This window comes from Phycicoccus sp. (assembly GCF_035325325.1).
GTDB lineage: Bacteria > Actinomycetota > Actinomycetes > Actinomycetales > Dermatophilaceae > Phycicoccus.
Genome location: NZ_DAOLAC010000048.1, coordinates 1 through 18,106, shown reverse-complemented (window position 1 = coordinate 18,106; position 18,106 = coordinate 1). Strand labels below are relative to the sequence as shown.

The 18,106-nt window shown below is 75.5% G+C and carries 21 protein-coding genes; 6 read left to right on the top strand and 15 right to left on the bottom strand.

Features of this window, described 5'->3' with window-relative positions:
• Positions 1 to 105 precede the first annotated feature (105 nt).
• Positions 106 to 402 carry an acylphosphatase gene (locus PKA89_RS18850; protein WP_324422143.1) on the bottom strand — a complete coding sequence of 99 codons (297 nt, stop codon included), beginning with the start codon at positions 400 to 402 and terminating at the stop codon, positions 106 to 108.
• A 101-nt stretch (positions 403 to 503) separates the two neighbouring features.
• On the opposite strand from PKA89_RS18850, the gene PKA89_RS18845 reads away from it, so the two are divergent.
• Positions 504 to 2,456 (top strand): acyltransferase family protein, encoded by a 1,953-nt coding sequence (locus tag PKA89_RS18845; RefSeq protein WP_324422141.1) that lies wholly within the window; start codon positions 504 to 506, stop codon positions 2,454 to 2,456.
• Here PKA89_RS18845 and mutM read toward each other — a convergent pair.
• The 9 genes from mutM to PKA89_RS18800 form a co-directional block, all read right to left on the bottom strand.
• Positions 2,434 to 3,303: a bifunctional DNA-formamidopyrimidine glycosylase/DNA-(apurinic or apyrimidinic site) lyase gene (mutM, locus tag PKA89_RS18840; protein ID WP_324422139.1), complete on the bottom strand. Its 870-nt coding sequence runs from the start codon at positions 3,301 to 3,303 to the stop codon at positions 2,434 to 2,436. The genes PKA89_RS18845 and mutM overlap by 23 nt on opposite strands.
• On the bottom strand, positions 3,296 to 4,081 hold the full coding sequence (gene rnc, locus PKA89_RS18835) for a ribonuclease III (protein ID WP_324422137.1): 786 nt from the start codon (positions 4,079 to 4,081) through the stop codon (positions 3,296 to 3,298). Before rnc ends, mutM begins: the two co-directional genes overlap by 8 nt.
• An 11-nt stretch (positions 4,082 to 4,092) precedes the next feature.
• Positions 4,093 to 4,287, bottom strand: a complete 195-nt coding sequence (rpmF, locus tag PKA89_RS18830; protein ID WP_324422135.1) for a 50S ribosomal protein L32 — start codon at positions 4,285 to 4,287, stop codon at positions 4,093 to 4,095.
• Between the two features lies 1 nt (position 4,288).
• The gene (locus tag PKA89_RS18825) at positions 4,289 to 4,867 is read right to left on the bottom strand and encodes a YceD family protein (protein WP_324422133.1); all 579 of its coding nucleotides are present in this window, start codon (positions 4,865 to 4,867) and stop codon (positions 4,289 to 4,291) included.
• Positions 4,868 to 5,024: 157 nt separating this feature from the next.
• The gene (gene coaD, locus PKA89_RS18820; protein WP_324422131.1) at positions 5,025 to 5,528 is read right to left on the bottom strand and encodes a pantetheine-phosphate adenylyltransferase; all 504 of its coding nucleotides are present in this window, start codon (positions 5,526 to 5,528) and stop codon (positions 5,025 to 5,027) included.
• Between the two features lie 34 nt (positions 5,529 to 5,562).
• Positions 5,563 to 6,192, bottom strand: coding sequence for a hemerythrin domain-containing protein (locus PKA89_RS18815; RefSeq protein ID WP_324422129.1), 630 nt, complete (start codon positions 6,190 to 6,192; stop codon positions 5,563 to 5,565).
• A gap of 62 nt (positions 6,193 to 6,254) precedes the next feature.
• Positions 6,255 to 6,818 (bottom strand): 16S rRNA (guanine(966)-N(2))-methyltransferase RsmD, encoded by a 564-nt coding sequence (gene rsmD / locus PKA89_RS18810; protein ID WP_324422127.1) that lies wholly within the window; start codon positions 6,816 to 6,818, stop codon positions 6,255 to 6,257.
• Entirely contained in the window at positions 6,815 to 8,986 is a 2,172-nt protein-coding gene (locus tag PKA89_RS18805; RefSeq protein WP_324422125.1) for an ATP-dependent DNA helicase RecG, read from the bottom strand. The genes rsmD and PKA89_RS18805 overlap by 4 nt, the downstream gene beginning before the upstream one ends.
• Position 8,987: 1 nt before the next feature.
• Positions 8,988 to 10,664 carry a DAK2 domain-containing protein gene (locus tag PKA89_RS18800; protein WP_324422123.1) on the bottom strand — a complete coding sequence of 559 codons (1,677 nt, stop codon included), beginning with the start codon at positions 10,662 to 10,664 and terminating at the stop codon, positions 8,988 to 8,990.
• A gap of 146 nt (positions 10,665 to 10,810) precedes the next feature.
• Here PKA89_RS18800 and rpmB point away from each other — a divergent pair, with 146 nt between their 5' ends.
• Positions 10,811 to 11,005, top strand: coding sequence for a 50S ribosomal protein L28 (gene rpmB, locus PKA89_RS18795; RefSeq protein ID WP_166118878.1), 195 nt, complete (start codon positions 10,811 to 10,813; stop codon positions 11,003 to 11,005).
• Between the two features lie 93 nt (positions 11,006 to 11,098).
• On the opposite strand, the gene thiL is transcribed toward rpmB, so the two are convergent.
• A complete protein-coding gene (gene thiL, locus PKA89_RS18790; RefSeq protein WP_324422119.1) occupies positions 11,099 to 12,100 on the bottom strand; it encodes a thiamine-phosphate kinase in 1,002 nt (333 codons plus the stop codon).
• 131 nt (positions 12,101 to 12,231) lie between these two features.
• Here thiL and PKA89_RS18785 point away from each other — a divergent pair, with 131 nt between their 5' ends.
• Both PKA89_RS18785 and PKA89_RS18780 read left to right on the top strand, forming a co-directional pair.
• Positions 12,232 to 12,465 (top strand): Lrp/AsnC ligand binding domain-containing protein, encoded by a 234-nt coding sequence (locus tag PKA89_RS18785; protein ID WP_324422117.1) that lies wholly within the window; start codon positions 12,232 to 12,234, stop codon positions 12,463 to 12,465.
• A gap of 50 nt (positions 12,466 to 12,515) precedes the next feature.
• On the top strand, positions 12,516 to 12,911 hold the full coding sequence (locus tag PKA89_RS18780) for a hypothetical protein (RefSeq protein WP_324422115.1): 396 nt from the start codon (positions 12,516 to 12,518) through the stop codon (positions 12,909 to 12,911).
• A gap of 18 nt (positions 12,912 to 12,929) precedes the next feature.
• Here the strand turns inward: PKA89_RS18780 and PKA89_RS18775 are convergent, their stop codons facing one another.
• Positions 12,930 to 14,051 carry a D-alanine--D-alanine ligase family protein gene (locus tag PKA89_RS18775; RefSeq protein ID WP_324422113.1) on the bottom strand — a complete coding sequence of 374 codons (1,122 nt, stop codon included), beginning with the start codon at positions 14,049 to 14,051 and terminating at the stop codon, positions 12,930 to 12,932.
• A gap of 36 nt (positions 14,052 to 14,087) precedes the next feature.
• Here PKA89_RS18775 and PKA89_RS18770 point away from each other — a divergent pair, with 36 nt between their 5' ends.
• Positions 14,088 to 15,194: an aminotransferase class I/II-fold pyridoxal phosphate-dependent enzyme gene (locus PKA89_RS18770; RefSeq protein ID WP_324422111.1), complete on the top strand. Its 1,107-nt coding sequence runs from the start codon at positions 14,088 to 14,090 to the stop codon at positions 15,192 to 15,194.
• 12 nt (positions 15,195 to 15,206) lie between these two features.
• Here PKA89_RS18770 and PKA89_RS18765 read toward each other — a convergent pair whose 3' ends face one another.
• Both PKA89_RS18765 and PKA89_RS18760 read right to left on the bottom strand, forming a co-directional pair.
• Entirely contained in the window at positions 15,207 to 16,205 is a 999-nt protein-coding gene (locus PKA89_RS18765) for an NAD(P)H-dependent glycerol-3-phosphate dehydrogenase (RefSeq protein ID WP_324422109.1), read from the bottom strand.
• Positions 16,202 to 16,960, bottom strand: coding sequence for a lysophospholipid acyltransferase family protein (locus PKA89_RS18760; RefSeq protein ID WP_324422107.1), 759 nt, complete (start codon positions 16,958 to 16,960; stop codon positions 16,202 to 16,204). The genes PKA89_RS18765 and PKA89_RS18760 overlap by 4 nt, the downstream gene beginning before the upstream one ends.
• 90 nt (positions 16,961 to 17,050) lie before the next feature.
• On the opposite strand from PKA89_RS18760, the gene cofC reads away from it, so the two are divergent.
• A complete protein-coding gene (gene cofC, locus PKA89_RS18755; protein WP_324422105.1) occupies positions 17,051 to 17,899 on the top strand; it encodes a 2-phospho-L-lactate guanylyltransferase in 849 nt (282 codons plus the stop codon).
• Between the two features lie 25 nt (positions 17,900 to 17,924).
• Here the strand turns inward: cofC and PKA89_RS18750 are convergent.
• A partial coding sequence (locus tag PKA89_RS18750) for a hypothetical protein (protein WP_324422102.1) occupies positions 17,925 to 18,106 on the bottom strand: 182 nt, incomplete at its 5' end.

Below are 18,106 nucleotides of genomic sequence, written 5' to 3'. Positions count from 1 at the left end.
ACGGACCGGCGAGACCTGAAGCGGCGAGACACGGACCGGTGACGGGCGGCGGTCGACGGACGGGCGTGAGGCGCACGGCAGCAGGCCGCGGGGGCACCGCGCGCATCAGCGCTCGACGAAGCCCCGCTCCCCCCTGGCGTCGGACCACATCGGCTCCGACCGCGCCGTGACCGAGCCCGGCCGGCCGGCGACCCCGGCCTCCGGACGGAGCAGTGCGAGCAGCGCCTCGACGTCGGCGCGCTCCCCCTCCGCGACGACCTCGACCCGCCCGTCGGCGGTGTTGCGGGCCCAACCGGCGAGGCCCAGCTCGAGGGCCCGGGCGCGGGTCCACCAGCGGAAGCCCACCCCTTGGACCCGCCCGCGCACGAAGGCGGTGCAGCGGACCGGCGCAGCGGGAGGCATCCACCCATCCTAGGAACGAGCCGACCAAGGGCCGCCCGGACCACCCCCGGGCGCCGCGCGCCTCCGTCACGCTGTCACCGTCCGTCACTACCGTTGCGCCCATGGAGCCGGTCGCGCCCGTGGCGCCCGAGCGGCCCGGTGGCGCGACCACCGAGCCGCCGTCGACCGAGCCCCGGCCGACCACCGCCCCCACCGGACCGGCGCGCCGCCTGCCCGGCCTCGACGGGCTGCGCGCGCTCGCCGTCGTCGCCGTCGTCGCCTTCCACCTCGACCCGCGCTGGCTGCCCGGCGGCTTCCTCGGGGTCGACGTCTTCTTCGTCGTCTCCGGCTTCCTCATCACGACCCTGCTCCTGCGCGAGCGGGCGAGCACCGGCTCCGTCGACCTCCGCGCGTTCTGGACCCGCCGTGCCCGTCGCCTGCTCCCCGCGCTGCTGCTCATCGTGCCGTCGGCGGTGCTGCTCGCCCGGGTGGCCGAGGGCGACCTCCTCGTCGGCGCCGGCCGGCAGGTGCTCGGCGCGCTGACCTTCACCTCGAACTGGCTCGAGATCGGCGCCGGCAGCGACTACTTCGCGGCCACCGCCCCGACCCTCCTCGCCAACCTCTGGTCGCTCGCGGTCGAGGAGCAGTTCTACCTCCTGTGGCCGCTCGCGCTCCTGGCCCTGCTGCGCCTCGTCCGCCGCCCGGACGCTCGGGCCGCGGCCGCCCTCGGGCTGGCCCTCGCCTCCTCGCTGCTCATTGCCCTGCGCCTCGACCCCGACCACCCGACGCGCGTCTACTACGGCACCGACACCCACGCGACCGGGCTGATGGTCGGGGCCGCGCTCGCACTCTCCCTCGCCGCGCCGCACCGCGCCGGCACCCGCACCGCCGTGTGGGACCGGCACCGTCGCACCGTCGGCGTCGTCGCCCTGCTCGTCCTCGGCACCCTCGTCGTCCGGGCCGACGAGCAGGCGGCGCTGACCTTCCGCGGCGGCATCCTCCTCGCCTCGCTGGCCACCGCGGCCGTCGTCCTCGTCGTCGTCGAGCGCCCGGGCCGGCTGCGGGCGCTCCTCGAGCTCCCGGCGCTGCGCTGGGTCGGTGCGCGCAGCTACGGCATCTACCTCTGGCACTGGCCGGTCGTGCTCGTCGTCGGCCAGGACCTCCCGGTCACGCCCGGTGGGGTCGACTACGTGCTGACCCGCGGCTGGGCCCTGATCGTCACGCTCGCGGCCGCCGACCTCTCCTACCGCTTCGTCGAGACCCCGGTCCGCCGGCTCGGCTTCGGCGGCGCCATCGCCGCCCTCGCCCGCTGGCTGCGCTCGGCCGGCACGCGGCGCGCCCGCGTCGTCGTCGGGGTGCTGACGACCGCTGCCCTGGCGACAGCGGTCGTCCTGGCCACCGCCCCGGACCGCACCTCGACCGAGGAGCTCATCGAGGCCAACGAGGCCGCCATCGCCCGCTCCGCGCCGGCCACCCCGGCCACGGCCGTCACCCCCTCCCCCACGCCGACGGCCCGCCAGGGTGCCACCCCGGCGACCGCCGCCGACTGGACGATGCCGGCCGGCGCGGAGATCGACGCCTTCGGCGACTCGATGCTCGTCGGCGCCAAGCAGGCGATGGAGTACTACTTCCCGAAGATCCGGCTCGACGCGCGCTCCAACCGCCGCTGGAGCGAGGCGCCGGCCCTCGTCGCGAAGCGCGGCACCGGCCTGCGCCGGGCGGTCGTCCTCGCCTTCGGCACGAACTTCGGCACCGACGCCGCCGCCATCAGGCGCACCCTCGCCGAGATCGGGCCGCAGCGGATGGTCGTCGTCATCACCGTCCACGGCCGCTACGCCCGGGCCGCGACCGACAACGAACAGCTCGCCGCCGTGGTCCGCGGGTACGACAACGTCGTCGTCGCCGACTGGGACACCGCGCTCGCCGACACCAGCGGGATGCTCCAGTCCGACGGCATCCACCCGAGCATCCGGGGGGCGCACCTCTACAGCTCGACCGTGCGCACCGCCCTCGCGAGACTGTCGCAGCACAAGACCGGGAAACCGGTCCGGCTCAAGCCGATCCCGCTGCCCTGACCCTCCGGGGGCGCGGCTGGCAGCGCGGGCACGAGAAGGACGAGCGGTTCATGAACTGCTCTCGCCGGATGGGGGTGCCGCAGCGAGGGCACGGCCGGCCGGCCTGGCCGTACGCCGCGAGCGAGCGGTCGAAGTACCCCGAGGCGCCGTTGACGTTGACGTAGAGCGCGTCGAAGCTCGTGCCGCCCTGGCCCAGCGCCTCGCGCATCACCTCGGCGGCGTGGTCGAGGAGGAGCCCGATCCGGGGCTTGCTCAGCGCGGAGGCCGGCCGCTCCCCGTGCACCTGCGCCCGCCACAGGGCCTCGTCCGCGTAGATGTTGCCGATGCCGGAGACGACGGTCTGGTCGAGCAGCACCCGCTTGACGGCGCTGTCCTTGGCCTTGACCCGCCGGACGACGGCAGCCCGGTCGTACGCGGGCTCGAGGAGGTCGGGCGCGATGTGCCCGATGGCGAGCGGGACGCCGGCGTCGTCGAGGTCGACGAGCGCGAGCCCGCCGAAGGTGCGCTGGTCGACGAAACGCAGCTCGGGACCGTCGTCGGCGAACCCGAACCGGGCGTGCAGGTGCTTCTCGTCCGGAGCCGCGGGGTCCTCGACGAGCAGCTGACCGCTCATCCCGAGGTGCAGCAGCAGCCCGACGGAGTCCTCGAGGTCCCACCAGAGGTACTTGCCGCGCCGGCGCACGGCGGCGACCCGCCGGCCGGCCAGCCGGGCCGCGAGGTCCTCCGGCCCGGGGAGGTGGCGGCGGGCGACCCGGTGTCCGCGCAGCTCGACGGACGCGAGGCGACGCCCCTCGACGTGCGTCGCGAGGCCGCGCCGGACGACCTCGACCTCGGGGAGCTCAGGCACCGTCGGCGGACACCGCGGGGTCGTCGGGGGTGTCCTCGACTCCCTCGTGGGCGTCGCGGATGGCCGTCCACGCGTGGGCTGCGGCCTCCTGCTCGGCGACCTTCTTGGTGCGGCCGGTGCCGCGGCCGAGCACCCGGCCGCCGATGACGACCGAGGCCTCGAAGGACTTCGCGTGCTCCGGGCCGTCCTCGGTGACGACGTACTCGGGCGAGCCGAGGGCGTGCCGCGAGCTGATCTCCTGGAGGCTCGTCTTCCAGTCGAGCCCGGCGCCGAGGGTCGCCGACTGCGCCAGCAGCGGGTCGACGAGCGAGTGCACGAGCTCGCCGGCGGCCTCGACCCCGGCGCACTGGTAGACCGCACCGATGACGGCCTCGACGGTGTCCGCGAGGATGGAGTCCTTGTCGCGGCCGCCGGTGCTCTCCTCGCCCCGGCCGAGGTAGACGAAGTCGCCGAGCCCGAGCGTGCGCCCGACGTCGGCGAGCGCGCGCATGTTGACGACGGCGGCGCGCAGCTTGGCGAGCTGGCCCTCGCTGTCGTCCGGGTTGGTGTCGTACAGGGTCGTCGTCACGACGAGCCCGAGCACCGAGTCGCCGAGGAACTCGAGGCGCTCGTTGTGCGGCAGGCCGCCCATCTCGTAGGCGTAGGAGCGGTGCGTCAGGGCACGCCGGACCAGCGCCTCGTCGACGGCGACTCCGGTGACCTCCGACAGGTGGTCGACCAGCTCGGTGACGGGGCGCAGGGGCGTCAGCTCATCGGCCGAGGCCGACCCCTTGCCCATGGGGCGGGGGGTCAGCCCTGGTGCTCGGTGCGCTCGGCGGCGCCGAAGTGACGCCCCTTGTAGGTGCCGCACGACGGGCACGCGGTGTGCGGCTGGGTCGGCGCCTTGCACTGGGGGCAGGTCGTCGTGGCGACGGCCGTCGCCTTCCAGTTGGCGCGGCGCGAGCGGGTGTTGGAGCGCGACATCTTCCGCTTCGGAACGGCCACGTCAGGTCCTCTTCTCTGTCGGCGTGGACGGGTCCTCGGCCAGGGCCGAGAGCGCCGCCCATCGGGGGTCGATCTCGTCGTGCTGGTGCTCCGGGTCGTCCGCGAGCGGCTGGCCGCACACGGAGCAGAGCCCGGGGCAGTCCGGCCGGCACACCGGCTGGAACGGCAGTGCAGGCACCACCGTGTCCCGGATCACCGGGTCGAGGTCGATGAGACCGTCCACGACCTGGTGCTCCTCGTCGGCGTCCTCGTCCCCCACCTCGTGGTGGTGGTCGTGACGATCGGCGTGAACGAACAGCTCCTGGAAGGTCCCGTCGACCTCTTCGGTGACGGGGTCCAGGCACCGCACGCAGGCGCCGGTCGCCGTGCCACGGACCGAACCGGTGACGAGCACTCCCTCGACGACCGACTCCAGCCGGACCGAGAGGTGCAGCGGGCTGCCCTCCTCGACGCGGATGACGTCGGTGCCGAGATCGCTCGGCGCCCCGGCCTCACGCTCCAGCTCGTGCATCGTCCCCGGCCGACGGCCCACGAGCTTGGTGTCGAGCACCAAGGGGGACCGGGGGTCGAGTCGGGACATGAGCTTTCGGTGTGGTCGGAACGGTTCGGGTCACGCCGCACGGACGCAGACCGAAGGACAAGGCTACCGGCAGGCCCCCCACCGGCCCAAACCGGAGGCCGGCCGGCCGCGGCGCCCGGACGACGAGGGCGCGCCCGGCCCGGTCCGAGCCGCCGCCTCAGTCCGCACGCAGCCGGGCCACGAGGGCGTCGCGGACCTCGTCGGGGACGAGCCCGTCGACGTCGCCGCCGTACCGGCACACCTCCTTGACGAGCGAGCTCGACACGTGCTCGAGGGCCGGGTCGCCGGGGAGGAAGACCGTCTCGAGCCCGGTGAGGTGCCGGTTCATCCGGGCCATCGGCAGCTCGTAGGCGAAGTCGGTGCCGCCGCGCAGCCCCTTGACGACGACGTCGGCACCGAGGTCACGGCAGACATCGACGAGCAGGCGGTCGGCGAACGCCTCGACCCGCACGGTCCCGGCGAGGCCGGCCGCGGCCACCGCGTGCTCGACGAAGGCCACGCGCTCCGGGACGGTGAACGTGCCCTGCTTCGCGGGGTTGTGGAGGATGGCCACGACCACCTCGTCGTGGGTCGCCGCGGCGCGCACGACGACGTCGAGGTGCCCGTTGGTCACCGGGTCGTAGGAGCCGGGACAGACCGCCCGGCGCACGCGCTCGCTCACGCGCGCCAACCTAGCAAGGAGGGCCTCGCGCCGGTCAGTCGTCGTTCTTGGCGGCGTCCTCGACCTCCTCGGCCTCCTCCTTGGCGCGCTCCTTGATCTCGTCGGCCTCCTCGCGGGCCTCCTCCGGGGCGAGCGTCCCTTCGGCGACGGCCTCGTCGAGCAGCGCCGCGACCTGCTCCTCCGAGGCGCACCCCTCCTCGAGCAGCTGGTTGCGCCGGGTCAGCCACGCGACGGCGAGCTCCTCGCGGGTCGCGAGCGCGACCTCCTCGCGGGCCGGGTTGAGGATGGTCTGCTCCTCCTCGTTCGAGTGGTGGTTGACCACCGTCGCGAGGTCCTCGAGGGCGTCGTCGTACTTCTGGGTGTCGGTGCCCCTGGCGCGGAGGAAGGCGAGCAGCGCCTCGATGATCTCGGCGTGCTCCTCCTCACCGTGCTCGGCCTCGTGCTCGCCGATCTCGTCGGCCTTCCGCCGCAGGGTCGGGTAGACGGTCTCCTCCTCGGCGGTCGCGTGGGCGACGAGCACCTCGGCGAGCGCCTGCCGGGCGGCGGCGCGGTCGGCGTCGGTGCGGCGGGCCTCGCGCAGCAGGTCCTCGAACAGCCGGTGGTCCTCGAGGATGCGCTCGATGACGTCACCGCTGACCGGACGGGGGATCTCGTAGTCGCTCATGTCGGCATCCTGTCAGAGCAGGCCGCTGACCTGCGGCGACGGTGCGGCTCCTTCGACGGCGGTCAGTCGCGCCCGGCCAGCCAGACGGTGGTCTCGCCGTACCTGCGGGCCTTCCCGACGCGCACGAGACCGGGCGGCCAGGCGGGTTCCGGTGAGCGGGAGGAGCGTTCGACGACCGCGAGGCCCGCGGGTGCGAGCCATCCGGCGGCCAGCCGCTCGAGGACCGCCGCCAGGGCCTCCTCCCCCACGTCGTAGGGCGGGTCGAGGAAGGCGAGGTCGGCGGCGTCGTCGGGACCGGGATCACCGGAGAGGGCCGTGCCGACACTGACCGGCAGGACGCGGGTCCCCTCGAGGCCGAGGCCGCGGACGTTCGCCGTGACCGTGGCGGCCGCGCGCCGGTCGGACTCGACGAGGACGCAGGAGCGCGCGCCGCGGCTCATCGCCTCCAGGCCGAGCGCGCCGGACCCGGCGTAGAGGTCGAGGACGCGGGCGCCGCGGACGGCGTCGCGCGCCTCGAGCGCCGAGAAGAGGGCCTCGCGGACGCGGTCGCTCGTCGGCCGGGTGCCGCTGCCCGGTGGCGTGCGCAGGATGCGGCCGCCGTGCGTGCCGGCGATGACCCGGGTCATCCGCGCTCCAGGTACGCGGCCTGCTCGGCGTCGACCCGGGCCTGCACGGCCGCGGCGAGCACCGGGTGGCCGGCGAGGTCGGGGTCGGCGTCGACGAGGGCGAACGCGTCCTCGCGGGCCTGCTCGATGACGTCCTCGTGCTCGAGGATGTGCAGGAACTCCAGCTGGGTGCGGCGTCCGTGCTGCGCCGCACCGAGGATGTCACCCTCGCGGCGCTGGGCGAGGTCGAGACGGGCGAGCTCGAAGCCGTCGGTCGTCCCCGCGACCGCGGCGAGCCGGGTCAGGGCCGGCTCGGCGTCGGTGCCCGTCACGAGGAGGCAGAGGCCGGGGAAGCCGCCGCGGCCGATCCGCCCGCGCAGCTGGTGCAGCTGGCTGACCCCGAACCGGTCGGCGTCCATGACGACCATGACGCTCGCGTTCGGCACGTCGACGCCGACCTCGACCACCGTGGTCGAGACGAGGACGTCGGTCTCGCCCCGCTGGAAGCGACCCATCACCGCGTCCTTGTCGTCGGCCGGCAGCCGGCCGTGCAGCACCTCGAGGGTGAGCCCGGCGAGGGCCGGCTCCTCGGCGAGCCGGGCGCTGAGCGCCGTGACGCTCGTCAGGGGGCGGACGGGCGCGGCCGCCCCGTCCCCCTCGGCGTCCGGGTCGGCCTCGGCGAGGACGGACCCCTCGTCCGGGGCGTCGTCGTCGCCGATCCGCGGGCAGACGACGTACGCCTGCCGGCCGGCTCGCACCTCCTCGGCGATCCGCTCCCAGGTCCGCTGCATCCACCCCGGGGCCTGCTCGGGCACGACGTGGGTGGTGATGGGGGCCCGGCCGGCCGGCAGCTCGCGCAGGGTCGAGGTCTCGAGGTCGCCGAACACCGTCATCGCGACGGTGCGCGGGATGGGCGTCGCGGTCATGACGAGGACGTGCGGCGGCGTGGAACCCTTGCCGCGCAACGCGTCCCGCTGCTCGACGCCGAACCGGTGCTGCTCGTCGACGACGACGAGCGCGAGGTCGAGGAAGTCGACGTGCTCCTGGAGCAGTGCGTGTGTACCGACGACGATGCCGGCGTCGCCGCTCACGACGTCGAGGAGGGCCTTGCGGCGCTCGGCGGTCGGCTGGCTGCCCGTGAGCAGCGCGACGCGCGTGCCGTGCTCGGCGCCGCCCAGCATCCCGCCCTCGGCGAGGTCGCCGAGCATCCGGGTGATCGTCCGGTGGTGCTGGGCGGCGAGCACCTCGGTCGGGGCGAGGAGGGCGGCCTGCCCGCCGGAGTCGACGGCCCGCAGCATCGCCCGCAGCGCGACGACCGTCTTGCCCGAGCCCACCTCGCCCTGGAGCAGGCGGTGCATCGGCACCTCGCGCGCCATCTCCGCGGCCAGCGTCTCGCCGACCTCGCGCTGACCGGCGGTGAGGGCGAACGGCAGCCGCTCGTCGAAGGCCGCGAGCAGGCCGTCGGGGCGCCCCGGCCGGGCCTTCGTGGCCGTGCCGGCGGACGCCCGGCGGCGCTGGGCGAGGGTGGTCTGGAGGACGAACGCCTCCTCGTAGCGCAGCCGCCGCCGGGCCTGCTCGACCTGGGCCATCGTGTCCGGGCCGTGGATGCCGCGCAGGGCCTCGGTGCGCGAGACGAGGTGGCGGCGGGCGCGGACGTCGTCGGGCAGTGCGTCCGGGACCTCGTCGAGGACGTCGAGGACGCGCCGCACGCTCTCGGTGACCGTCCACGTGTGGAGTGTGCCGACCGCCCGGTAGATCGGGATGAGGTCCTTGCGGTCTCCGGCGTCGAAGTCGTCGAGCATCGTGTAGCCGGGGTGGGCGAGCTGGTTGCGCTGTCCGTACCGGCTCACGGTGCCCGCGAAGATGCCCCGCGCCCCGGGCACCAGGACCCTGACGTGGGGGTACGGGCGGAAGAACGTGACGTCGAGGTCATTGCGGCCGTCGGTGATGACGACCTCGAGCATCGTGCCCTTGCGCTTCTGCATCCGGCGGGTGTGCGCCGACTTCACCTCGGCGACGCCGACGAGCAGCTCGCCGGGGGTCACCGACCCGAGGTCGGCCTCGCGGGTGCGGTAGCGCCGCGGCCAGAAGGCGAGGAGGTCGCCGACGGTGCGGATGTCGCGGTGCTTGGCGAACTTCTCGGCGGCGGTGGCGATGATCGGCCGCAGCGGGCTGGACTCGGTGGCCACGTCACTCGACCCCGATGAGCAGCGGGTAGACCGGCTGGCCGCCGTCGAGCACGACGACCTCGAGCTCGGGACGGGTGCGCCCCAGCTCGTCGGCGAGCCGCTCGACGAGGAGCGGGTCGGCGTCGGCGCCGGTGACGAGGGTGACGAGCTCGCCGCCGGAGGACAGCAGCCGGTCGAGGACGTCTCGGGCGGACGTGGCGAGGTCGGAGCCGAGGAAGGCGACGTCGCCGTCGACGATGCCGAGGACGTCCCCGGGGTGGCACACGCCGGCCCAGGTGAGCGCCTCCTTCGTGGCAACGGTGACGGCGCCGTGCCGTGTCGCCACCGCCGCCTCGGTCATCGCGACGACGTTGGCCGGGACCGAGCGGTCGGGGTCGAGGACCGCGAGCGCGGCGATCGCCTGCACCGTGGCGCGGGCCGGCACGACGTGCACCTCGAGCCCGTCGGCCGCGGCGGCCTCGGCGGCGACCTCGGCGGCCATCAGCCCGTCGGGGTCGGCCGGCAGGACGACGACGGCGGAGGCGCCGGTGCGGCGGGCCGCCTCGAGCAGCTGGCTCGCCGACGCGCGCCGGCCCGGCCCGAACTCGAGGGCCACCGCGCCGGCCTCCTCGAGGAGGGAGGCGACGCCCGGTCCGGCGGCCCCGGCGACGACGCCGAGCGGCACGACCTCGGCGCGGGAGGCGACCTGGCTCGGCAGGTGGGTGATCCGGATGCGCTCGGGCCGGCCGGCCTCGAGCCCGGCCTCGACCGCGGCCCCCGCGTCGTCGACGTGCACGTGGACGTTCCACAGGTCCGGGCCGCCGACGACGAGGAGCGAGTCGCCGAGCCGGTCGAGGGCGGCGGTGAGGTCGCGGACCCGTTCGGTGGTGGTGTCGGCGAGGAGGTACATCACCTCGAACGCCGGCCCGTCCGGGGACGGGTCGTCCTCGTCGTCGGGCGGGTCGGGGCGAGGCGTCGCGGTACCGCGGGCCGAGTGCCAGCTCGCCGGGTCCGTGCCTGCACCGGCCGCGAGCAGCCCCTCGTCGGCGGCGGTCCAGCCGCCGGTCACGACGCGGTGCAGGGCCTCGAGGAGCAGGACGCACCCGGCTCCGCCGGCGTCGACGACCCCTGCACGGGCGAGGGCGGGCAGCTGCTCGGGGGTGTGCGCGAGGGCGTCGGTGGCGCCCTCGACGGCCGCGGCGGAGACCTCGGCCATCGAGCCGCCGGCGTCGCAGGCCCGGCGGGCGGCGGCCGCGGCGGCGTCGGCGACGCTGAGGATCGTGCCCTCCTGCGGGTGCGCGACGCTGGCCCGGGCCTTGGCGGCACCCCGCTCCAAGCACTCGGTGAGGAGGGCGGTGTCGAGGGTGGCCGCCTCCCGCTCGACGACGACGTCGCAGAGGCCGCCGACGACCTGGCTCATGATGACCCCGGAGTTGCCGCGCGCGGCGAGGAGGACCGCTCGGCGCAGGGTGCGGCACTCCTCGACGAGGTCGGCGGTGCCGAGGACGCCGCGCGCGTCGTGCGTGGCGACGACCTCGTCGATGGCGCCGTCGAGGGTGAGGTAGAGGTTGGTGCCGGTGTCGCCGTCGGGCACCGGGAACACGTTCAGCTCGTCGATCTCGGTGCGGCGCGCCGCGAGGGCCGCCCGGGTGAGGAGGGCCCAGTGCCGGGCGTCGTCGGCGGTGAACACGTCGGGCACGCGCCCAGGGTAACGGGGTGCACCGTCGGGGCCGCGGAGCCGTTTTGGTGCGGCGGGCGGGGCTCGGCTACGCTTGTCCGGTTGCGCGTGCGCCCTGCGCCGCGCCCGACGGACCATCCGACCAGTACTTCATCAGGAGATCACCCGTGGCTGCCACCTGCGACGTCTGCGGCAAGGGCCCCGGTTTCGGGCACAACATCTCGCACTCGCACCGCCGCACGAAGCGCCGCTGGAACCCGAACATCCAGCGGGTCAAGGCGCTGGTCGGCGAGGCCGGCGTGACCCCGAAGCGGCTCAACGTCTGCACCTCGTGCCTCAAGGCGGGCAAGGTCAAGCGCTGACCTCCCCCTGACGCACCCCGGAACGGGCGGCCTCCCTCGCGGAGGCCGCCCGTTCCGCGTCCCACGACGGTCCCGGGCGTCAAACGCCGCCGGTCAGGCGCCGGCGAAGTGGTCCCAGCCGCGGGCGTCCGGCACCACGCCGTCGACGGTGACGGCCGGGGCGCCCTCACCGGCCGCGACGACGCGGCCCACCGCCACCCACGGCGCGCCGGGCAGCGCCCCGAGGTCGGTGCCGGGCGGAAAGCACGCGGCGAGCGAGTGCTCCTCTCCGCCGGCGAGCACCTGGCGCAGCGCCTCGGCCGGCCCCAGGCACGTCGTCAGCGGACCGGCGGCGAACCGCTCCTCGAGCACGGCGCCGGACAGGTCGATGCCCACCCCGCTCGCCCGCGCGACCCGGCCGAGGTCGGTGACGAGGCCGTCCGAGACGTCGACGAGCGCCGTCGCCCCGGCGTCCGCGGCGAGCGGGCCGGACTCCCACGGCGGTCGTGGTGCCCGGTGGTAGCGGACGAGCCGCTCCCCCGCCTCGGGCACGGCACCACCGCCGAGCAGCAGGGCCAGCCCTCCCCCGGACCACCCGAGCGAGCCACAGACCGCGACGACGTCACCGACCCGGGCCCCCGAGCGCAGCACCGGCCGCCGTCCACGCAGGTCCCCGAGCGCCGTGACGGTCACCGTCACGACGCCCGCCGGCCCCGAGGACAGGTCTCCCCCGACGACCGGCGCGCCGGCCTCGGCCGCGACCGACGCGATGCCCCGGGCGAGGTCGACGGCCCACTCGACGGCGAGGCCGGGGTCGGCGACGAGCGAGACGAGCAGCCCGGTCGACACCGCGCCCATCGCCGCGACGTCCGCGAGGTTCTGCGCCGCGACCTTGACCCCGACGTCGTGCGCAGTCGACCACTCGTCGCGCCAGTCGCGGCCCCGGACCATCCCGTCGGTCGTCACGACGACCGTGCCGCTCGGCGCCGCGAGGACCGCGGCGTCGTCCCCGGGCCCGACCGGGACCGCCGTGGCGTCCACCGGCACCGCCCCGGCGTACACGGGGAAGACGCGGGCGAGCAGCTCGGTCTCGTCGACGTCGCGCAGCCGCTCCATGCGTGCCTCCTCCCTGCGGTGACGTCCGGACCCCCGGCACGGTAGCGTCTGGGACGAGGGCCGCCCGACCCGGTGGGCCCACGTGCGGGGTCGCGCCGGCCCCGCCGACCCGACGACACAGTGGAGCTGCAGTGGTCCAGGCCTACATCCTCATCCAGACCGACGTCGGTCGCGCCGCGTCCGTGGCCGCGACGATCGCCGGCATCGAGGGCGTCGTCCTCGCCGAGGACGTCACCGGCCCCTACGACGTCATCGCCCGCGTCGAGGCCGCGACCGTCGACGAGCTCGGCAAGCTCGTCATCTCGCGGATCCAGGACACCGAGGGCATCACCCGCACGCTGACCTGCACGGTGGTCCACGTCTGACCACGCACCGGTTCCGCCCGACGGCGGCAGCGCTCGGCGTTGCCGCCGTCGTGCTGTCGGGGTGCTCCTCGGCGGTCGAGGTCTCCGTCCCCGGGGGCGGCACCACCACCGCCTGCCGCAGCGCGGCGTGGCCCGACTCCGTCGCCGGGCAGGCGCGCCGGGACACCTCGCCCGCCGACCCGGCCGTCGCCGCTTGGGGCGACCCCGCGATCGTCGCCCGGTGCGGCGTTGCCGCGCTCGCGCCGACGGCCACCGAGTGCGTCGAGGTCGACGGCGTCGGCTGGGTGCCGGCGCCGCTCTCGGACGGGACCCGGTTCACGACCTTCGGAACCGACCCCGCCCTCGAGGTGCTCGTCCCGTCGACGTACGACCCCGCCCCGCTGCTCCTCCCGGCGTTCGACGCCGTCGCGAAGACGTTGCCCCGCAACGACCTCCGGTGCCGTTGACCTGTGGGCGCACCGGCCTCAGCGCAGGCCCGAGCGACGCTCCAGCGCGAGCGACACGAGCTCGTCGATGAGCTCGGGGTAGCTGACGCCGGTGGCGGCCCACATCCGCGGGTACATCGAGCTCGGGGTGAAGCCGGGCATCGTGTTCACCTCGTTGACGACGACGTCGCCGGCGTCGGTGAGGAAGAAGTCGACGCGGGCCAGCCCCTCGCAACCGCCGGCCTCGAACGCGGTGACGGCCATCTCGCGGATGCGCTCGGCGAGGTGTGGCGGGACGTCGGCGGGCGCCTCGAGGCGCACGTCGTCGGCCGCGAGGTACTTGGCCTCGAAGTCGTAGAAGTCGTGGTTCCGCACGACGACGCACTCGCCGAGCTCGCTGGTGCGGGGCGCGTCGGTGCCGTGGCCCTCGAGGACACCGCACTCGATCTCGCGCCCGACGATGCCCTGCTCGACGACGACCTTCGGGTCGTGCTCGCGCGCGGCCTCGACCGCCGCCTCGAGCGCGTCCATCGAGGCCACCTTCGTGATGCCCATGCTCGACCCGGCCCGGGCCGGCTTGACGAACACCGGGAAGGTCAGCGCGCCGACGGCGTCCATGGCCGCCGCGCGGTCCCGCCGCCACTGGCGGTCGGTGATGACGACGTACGGCCCGACCGGCAGGCCGGCCGCGGCGAGCACGGTCTTCATCATCGCCTTGTCCATCATCACCGCCGAGGCGGTGACCCCGGAGCCCACGTAGCGGACGTCCGCGAGGTCGAGCAGGCCCTGGATGGTGCCGTCCTCGCCGAACGGGCCGTGCAGCAGCGGGAAGACGACGTCGACCTCACCCAGCGTGCGTGGCGGCCGGCCGGCCTCGTGGACGACGAGCGTGCGGTCCGTGGCCGAGGTGGGGACGATGACGCTCGCCGACCCGCCGTCGACCTCGGGATCGTGGCCCGGAGCGAGCCGCAGCGGCTCGGGGTCGTCGGCGGCGAGCACCCAGTGACCGTCCTTGGCGATGCCGACCGGCACCACGTCGTAGCGGTCGCGGTCGAGGGCCTCGAGGACGCTCGCCGCGGTGGCGCACGACACCGCGTGCTCGGACGAACGGCCCCCGAAGACGAGGGCGACGCGGATCTTGTCGGCGGGCTGGTCGGTCATCGCACGCGACTCTAGCCGCCCCTAGGCTGGGTCCTCGTGACCGATGCCCCCGCCGGCGAGACCGGCCCCGACGACCTCGCCCCGGCCACCCGGCTCGTCGCCCTCGGCCGCGAGCCCGCCGTCCCGGGCGGTCAGGTCGGGGCGCCGCTCGTGCTCACCTCGACCTACCACGCCGACGGTCCGGTCACCTACGGCCGCAGCGGGAACCCGACGTGGGCCGCGCTCGAGGAGGCCCTCGGATCGCTCGAGGGAGGCGATGCGCTCGTGCTCGCCTCGGGGATGGCGGCGGTCGCGGCCGCGTTCTCACTGCTCCCCCACGGCGGCACGGTCGTCGTCCCGGACGCCGCGTACAACGGCGTGATGGCCACCGTCGGCGAGCTGGAGTCGAGCGGCGCCGCGACGGTCCGCCGGGTCGACCTCACCGACACCGCGGCGGTCGTCGCCGCGCTCGACGGCGCCGACCTGCTGTGGCTGGAGTCGCCGACCAACCCGCTGCTCGAGGTCGCCGACCTGCCGGCCCTCGCCGCGGCGGCCCGCGAGCGCGGGGTGCTGTCGGTCGTCGACAACACCTTCGCGACCCCGCTGCTCCAGCAGCCGCTCGGCGACGGCGTCGACGTCGTCGTCCACTCGGTGACCAAGTACCTCGCCGGGCACAGCGACGTCCTGCTCGGCGCGGTCGTCACGGCGCGCACCGAGCACGGCCGCGCCCTCCACGAGCGCCTGCACCGCCACCGCCGCCTCCACGGCGGGATCTCCGGACCGATGGAGGCCTGGCTCGCCCTGCGCGGGATGCGCACCCTGCACCTGCGGGTCGAGCGTGCGGCCGCGAACGCCGCCGACCTCGCCGGTCGGCTCACGGGCCACCCGGCGGTCCACCGGGTCCGCTACCCGGGGTTCGGGGCCATCGTCAGCATCGAGGTGGCCGGTGGCGCGGCGGGTGCCGAGCGGGTCGCGCACGCCACCCGGGTCTGGGTGCACGCGACGAGCCTCGGGGGCGTCGAGAGCCTCCTCGAGCGGCGCCGCCGCCAGCCCGACGAGCCGGAGAAGGTCCCCGACGAGCTGCTACGGCTCTCGGTCGGCGTCGAGGACGTCGAGGACCTCTGGCGCGACCTGGCCGCCGCCCTCGACCGCGCGGCCGGCTGACCCGGCCCGGGCTCAGGCGGTCTCGGCCTTGCGCGGCCGGGAGAGCAGGGCCGCGGCGACGTCACGCGCGGTGGCGCCGTGGCGGATCATCGCGTCGACCTGCTCGATGATCGGCACGTCGACGGCGTGGTGCTGCGCGAGCTCGAGGATCGAGGTGCACGACTTGACGCCCTCCGCCGTCTGCTTCGTGACCGCGACGACCTCCTCGACGGCCATCCCCTGGCCGAGGCGGACGCCGAAGGAGTGGTTGCGCGAGAGCGGCGACATGCACGTCGCGATGAGGTCGCCGACGCCGGCCAGCCCGGCGAAGGTCACGGCCTCGCCGCCGAGGGCCGTGCCGAGCCGCGTCATCTCGGCGAGCCCGCGGGTGATGATCGAGGCCTTGGAGTTGTCGCCCATCCCGAGGCCCTCGGCCATCCCGACGGCGAGCGCGATGACGTTCTTCACGGCGCCGGCGATCTCGGTGCCGACGACGTCGGACCCGGTGTAGGGCCGGAAGTACGGTGCGGCACAGGCGGCCGCGACCCGCTCGGCCATCTCCTCGCTGCGCGACGCGATCGTCGACGCGGCCGGCTGCTTCGCCGCGATCTCGCGGGCGAGGTTGGGTCCGGAGACGACGACGACCCGCTCGTCCTCGACCCCGCCGACCTCGGCGATGACCTCGGACATCCGCTTCGTCGTGCCGAGCTCGACCCCCTTCATGAGGGAGACGACGGCGGCGCCGGCGGGCAGCACCCCGCCCCACGCCTCGAGGTTGGCCCGCAGGGTCTGCGACGGGACCGCGAGGACGACGACGTCGGCGCCCTCGGCGGCCGCGGCGGGGTCGGTCGTGGCCCGGACGGTGCCGGGGAGGCGCAGCTCGGGGAGGTAGTCCTCGTTGACGCCCGCGTTCACCTGCTCGACGACCTCGGCCCGGCGGCCCCACATCGTCACCGGGGTCCCGGCGTCGGCGAGGACCGCCGCGAACGCGGTGCCCCAGCTCCCGGTGCCGTAGACGGCCGCTCGGCTCATGACGCCTCCTCGATCGGACGTGGGCGGCCGGTCGGGGTGACCCCGGCCCGGCGGGGGTCGAAGCGCTCCGCGGGAGCCTTCTCGCCGCGGAGCACCTCGAGCTCGGCGGTGATGGCGTCCATGATGCGACGGGTGGCCTCGGCGAGCACCGGGGCGGTCACCGGGAGGCCGTGGAGGTCGGCGAGGTCGACCGGCTTCCCGGCCCGGACCCGCATCACGGGGCGCGGGACGAGGTGCGGGACCTTGGCGTACGGCGCGAGCATCTCCTGCGGACCCCACACGGCGACCGGGACGACGGGGCACCGGGTCTCGAGCGCGACGCGCGCGGCGCCGGTCTTGCCGCGCATCGGCCACAGCCCGGGGTCGCGGGTCAGCGTGCCCTCCGGGTAGATCGCGACGCACTTGTCCGCGCGGACGGCGGCGACGGCGGCCCGGTAGGCATCGGCGGCCCGGCCGGACTCGCGGTACACGGGGATCTGGTCGGCGGAGCGCAGCACGGCCCCGACGACGGGCACCCGGAACACCTCGTTCTTGCCGAGGAAGCGCGGGGCGTAGCCCTGGTCGACGAGGAAGTGCGCGAAGGCCAGCGGGTCGACGTGGGACACGTGGTTGGGGCAGACCACCCACCCGCCCTCGGTCGGCAGGTTCTCGACCCCCTCCCACCGACGGCGGGTCAGGGCCATGAAGACCGGGCGGAGGACCGCGATGGCGAACCGGTAGCCGAAGGGACGCGAGCTGTCGGTGGGGCTGGGCACCTGGGGCCTTCCGTGGTCGGGGTCACCGCATTGTGGTCCGCGGCCGGGTCGATGTCGAGCGTGCCACGTCCACCTGTCAGGATCGGTGCCGTGGCCCCACCACCCGAGCGCGCGGTCGTCGTCCCCGTCAAGGGTGGCCCGCTGGCCAAGTCGCGTCTCGCACTTCCCCTCCCCGCCCGCCTGGCGCTGGCCGAGGCCTTCGCGCGCGACACGGTCGCGGCAGCGCTCGGACGGGCCGGCCACCGCGTCCTCGTCGTCACCGACGACCCACGGGTCGGGCTGTGGGCGACCGAGGCCGGCGCCACCGTGGTGGCGGACGACGGGGGCGGGCTCGACGGCGCCGTGGCGGCCGGCCTGCGGGCGGCGGCGGGGACCGGGGCCCGACGTGCAGCGGTGCTCCTCGGCGACCACCCCGCGCTGGTCGCCGACGAGCTCGACCACGCCCTGGCCGCGACGGCGGCACACGTCCGGACGGTCGTGCCGGACGCCGACGGCACCGGGACGGCCCTGCTCGACCTCGCGCTCGACGGCGCGGACCCGCCACCGACCCGGTTCGGTCCGGGGAGCGCCGACGCCCACGCCGCGCTGGGCTACCGGGTCCTCCCGCTCCACGCCCCGGGCCTGCGGACCGACGTCGACGACGCGGCCTCGCTCGGAGCGGCCCTGGCGCTCGGGGTCGGCGCGCACACCCGGGCGGCCCTGGCCCGCGCTACCCTGCCGGGCGTGCAGGCGACGATCCACCGGGTACCCGGAGACGACGGCGGGAGCGCGCTCCTCGACGACGGCCGCGAGGTCGAGGTGCCGGTCGCGGCCCTCGTCGGCAGCGGCCTGCTCCACCTGCGCGTCGGACAGCGGGTGAGCCTCGAGCTTGATGCCGCGGGGCGGCGCGCGACGCGGGTGTGGATCGTCGGCATCGGGCCGGGCGAGACCATCCGCTGAGGACGGCCCCACCCGGCCCGCACGCTCAGCGCTTCGCGGCCTTCCTGGCCGGGGCCTTCTTCGCGGGCGCCTTCTTGGCCGGGGCCTTCTTGGCCGGGGCCTTCTTGGCCGGTGCCGCCTTGGTGGCGACCTTCTTGGCGGGCGCCTTCTTCGCCGGTGCCGCCTTGGTGGCGACCTTCTTGGCGGGCGCCTTCTTCGCCGGTGCCG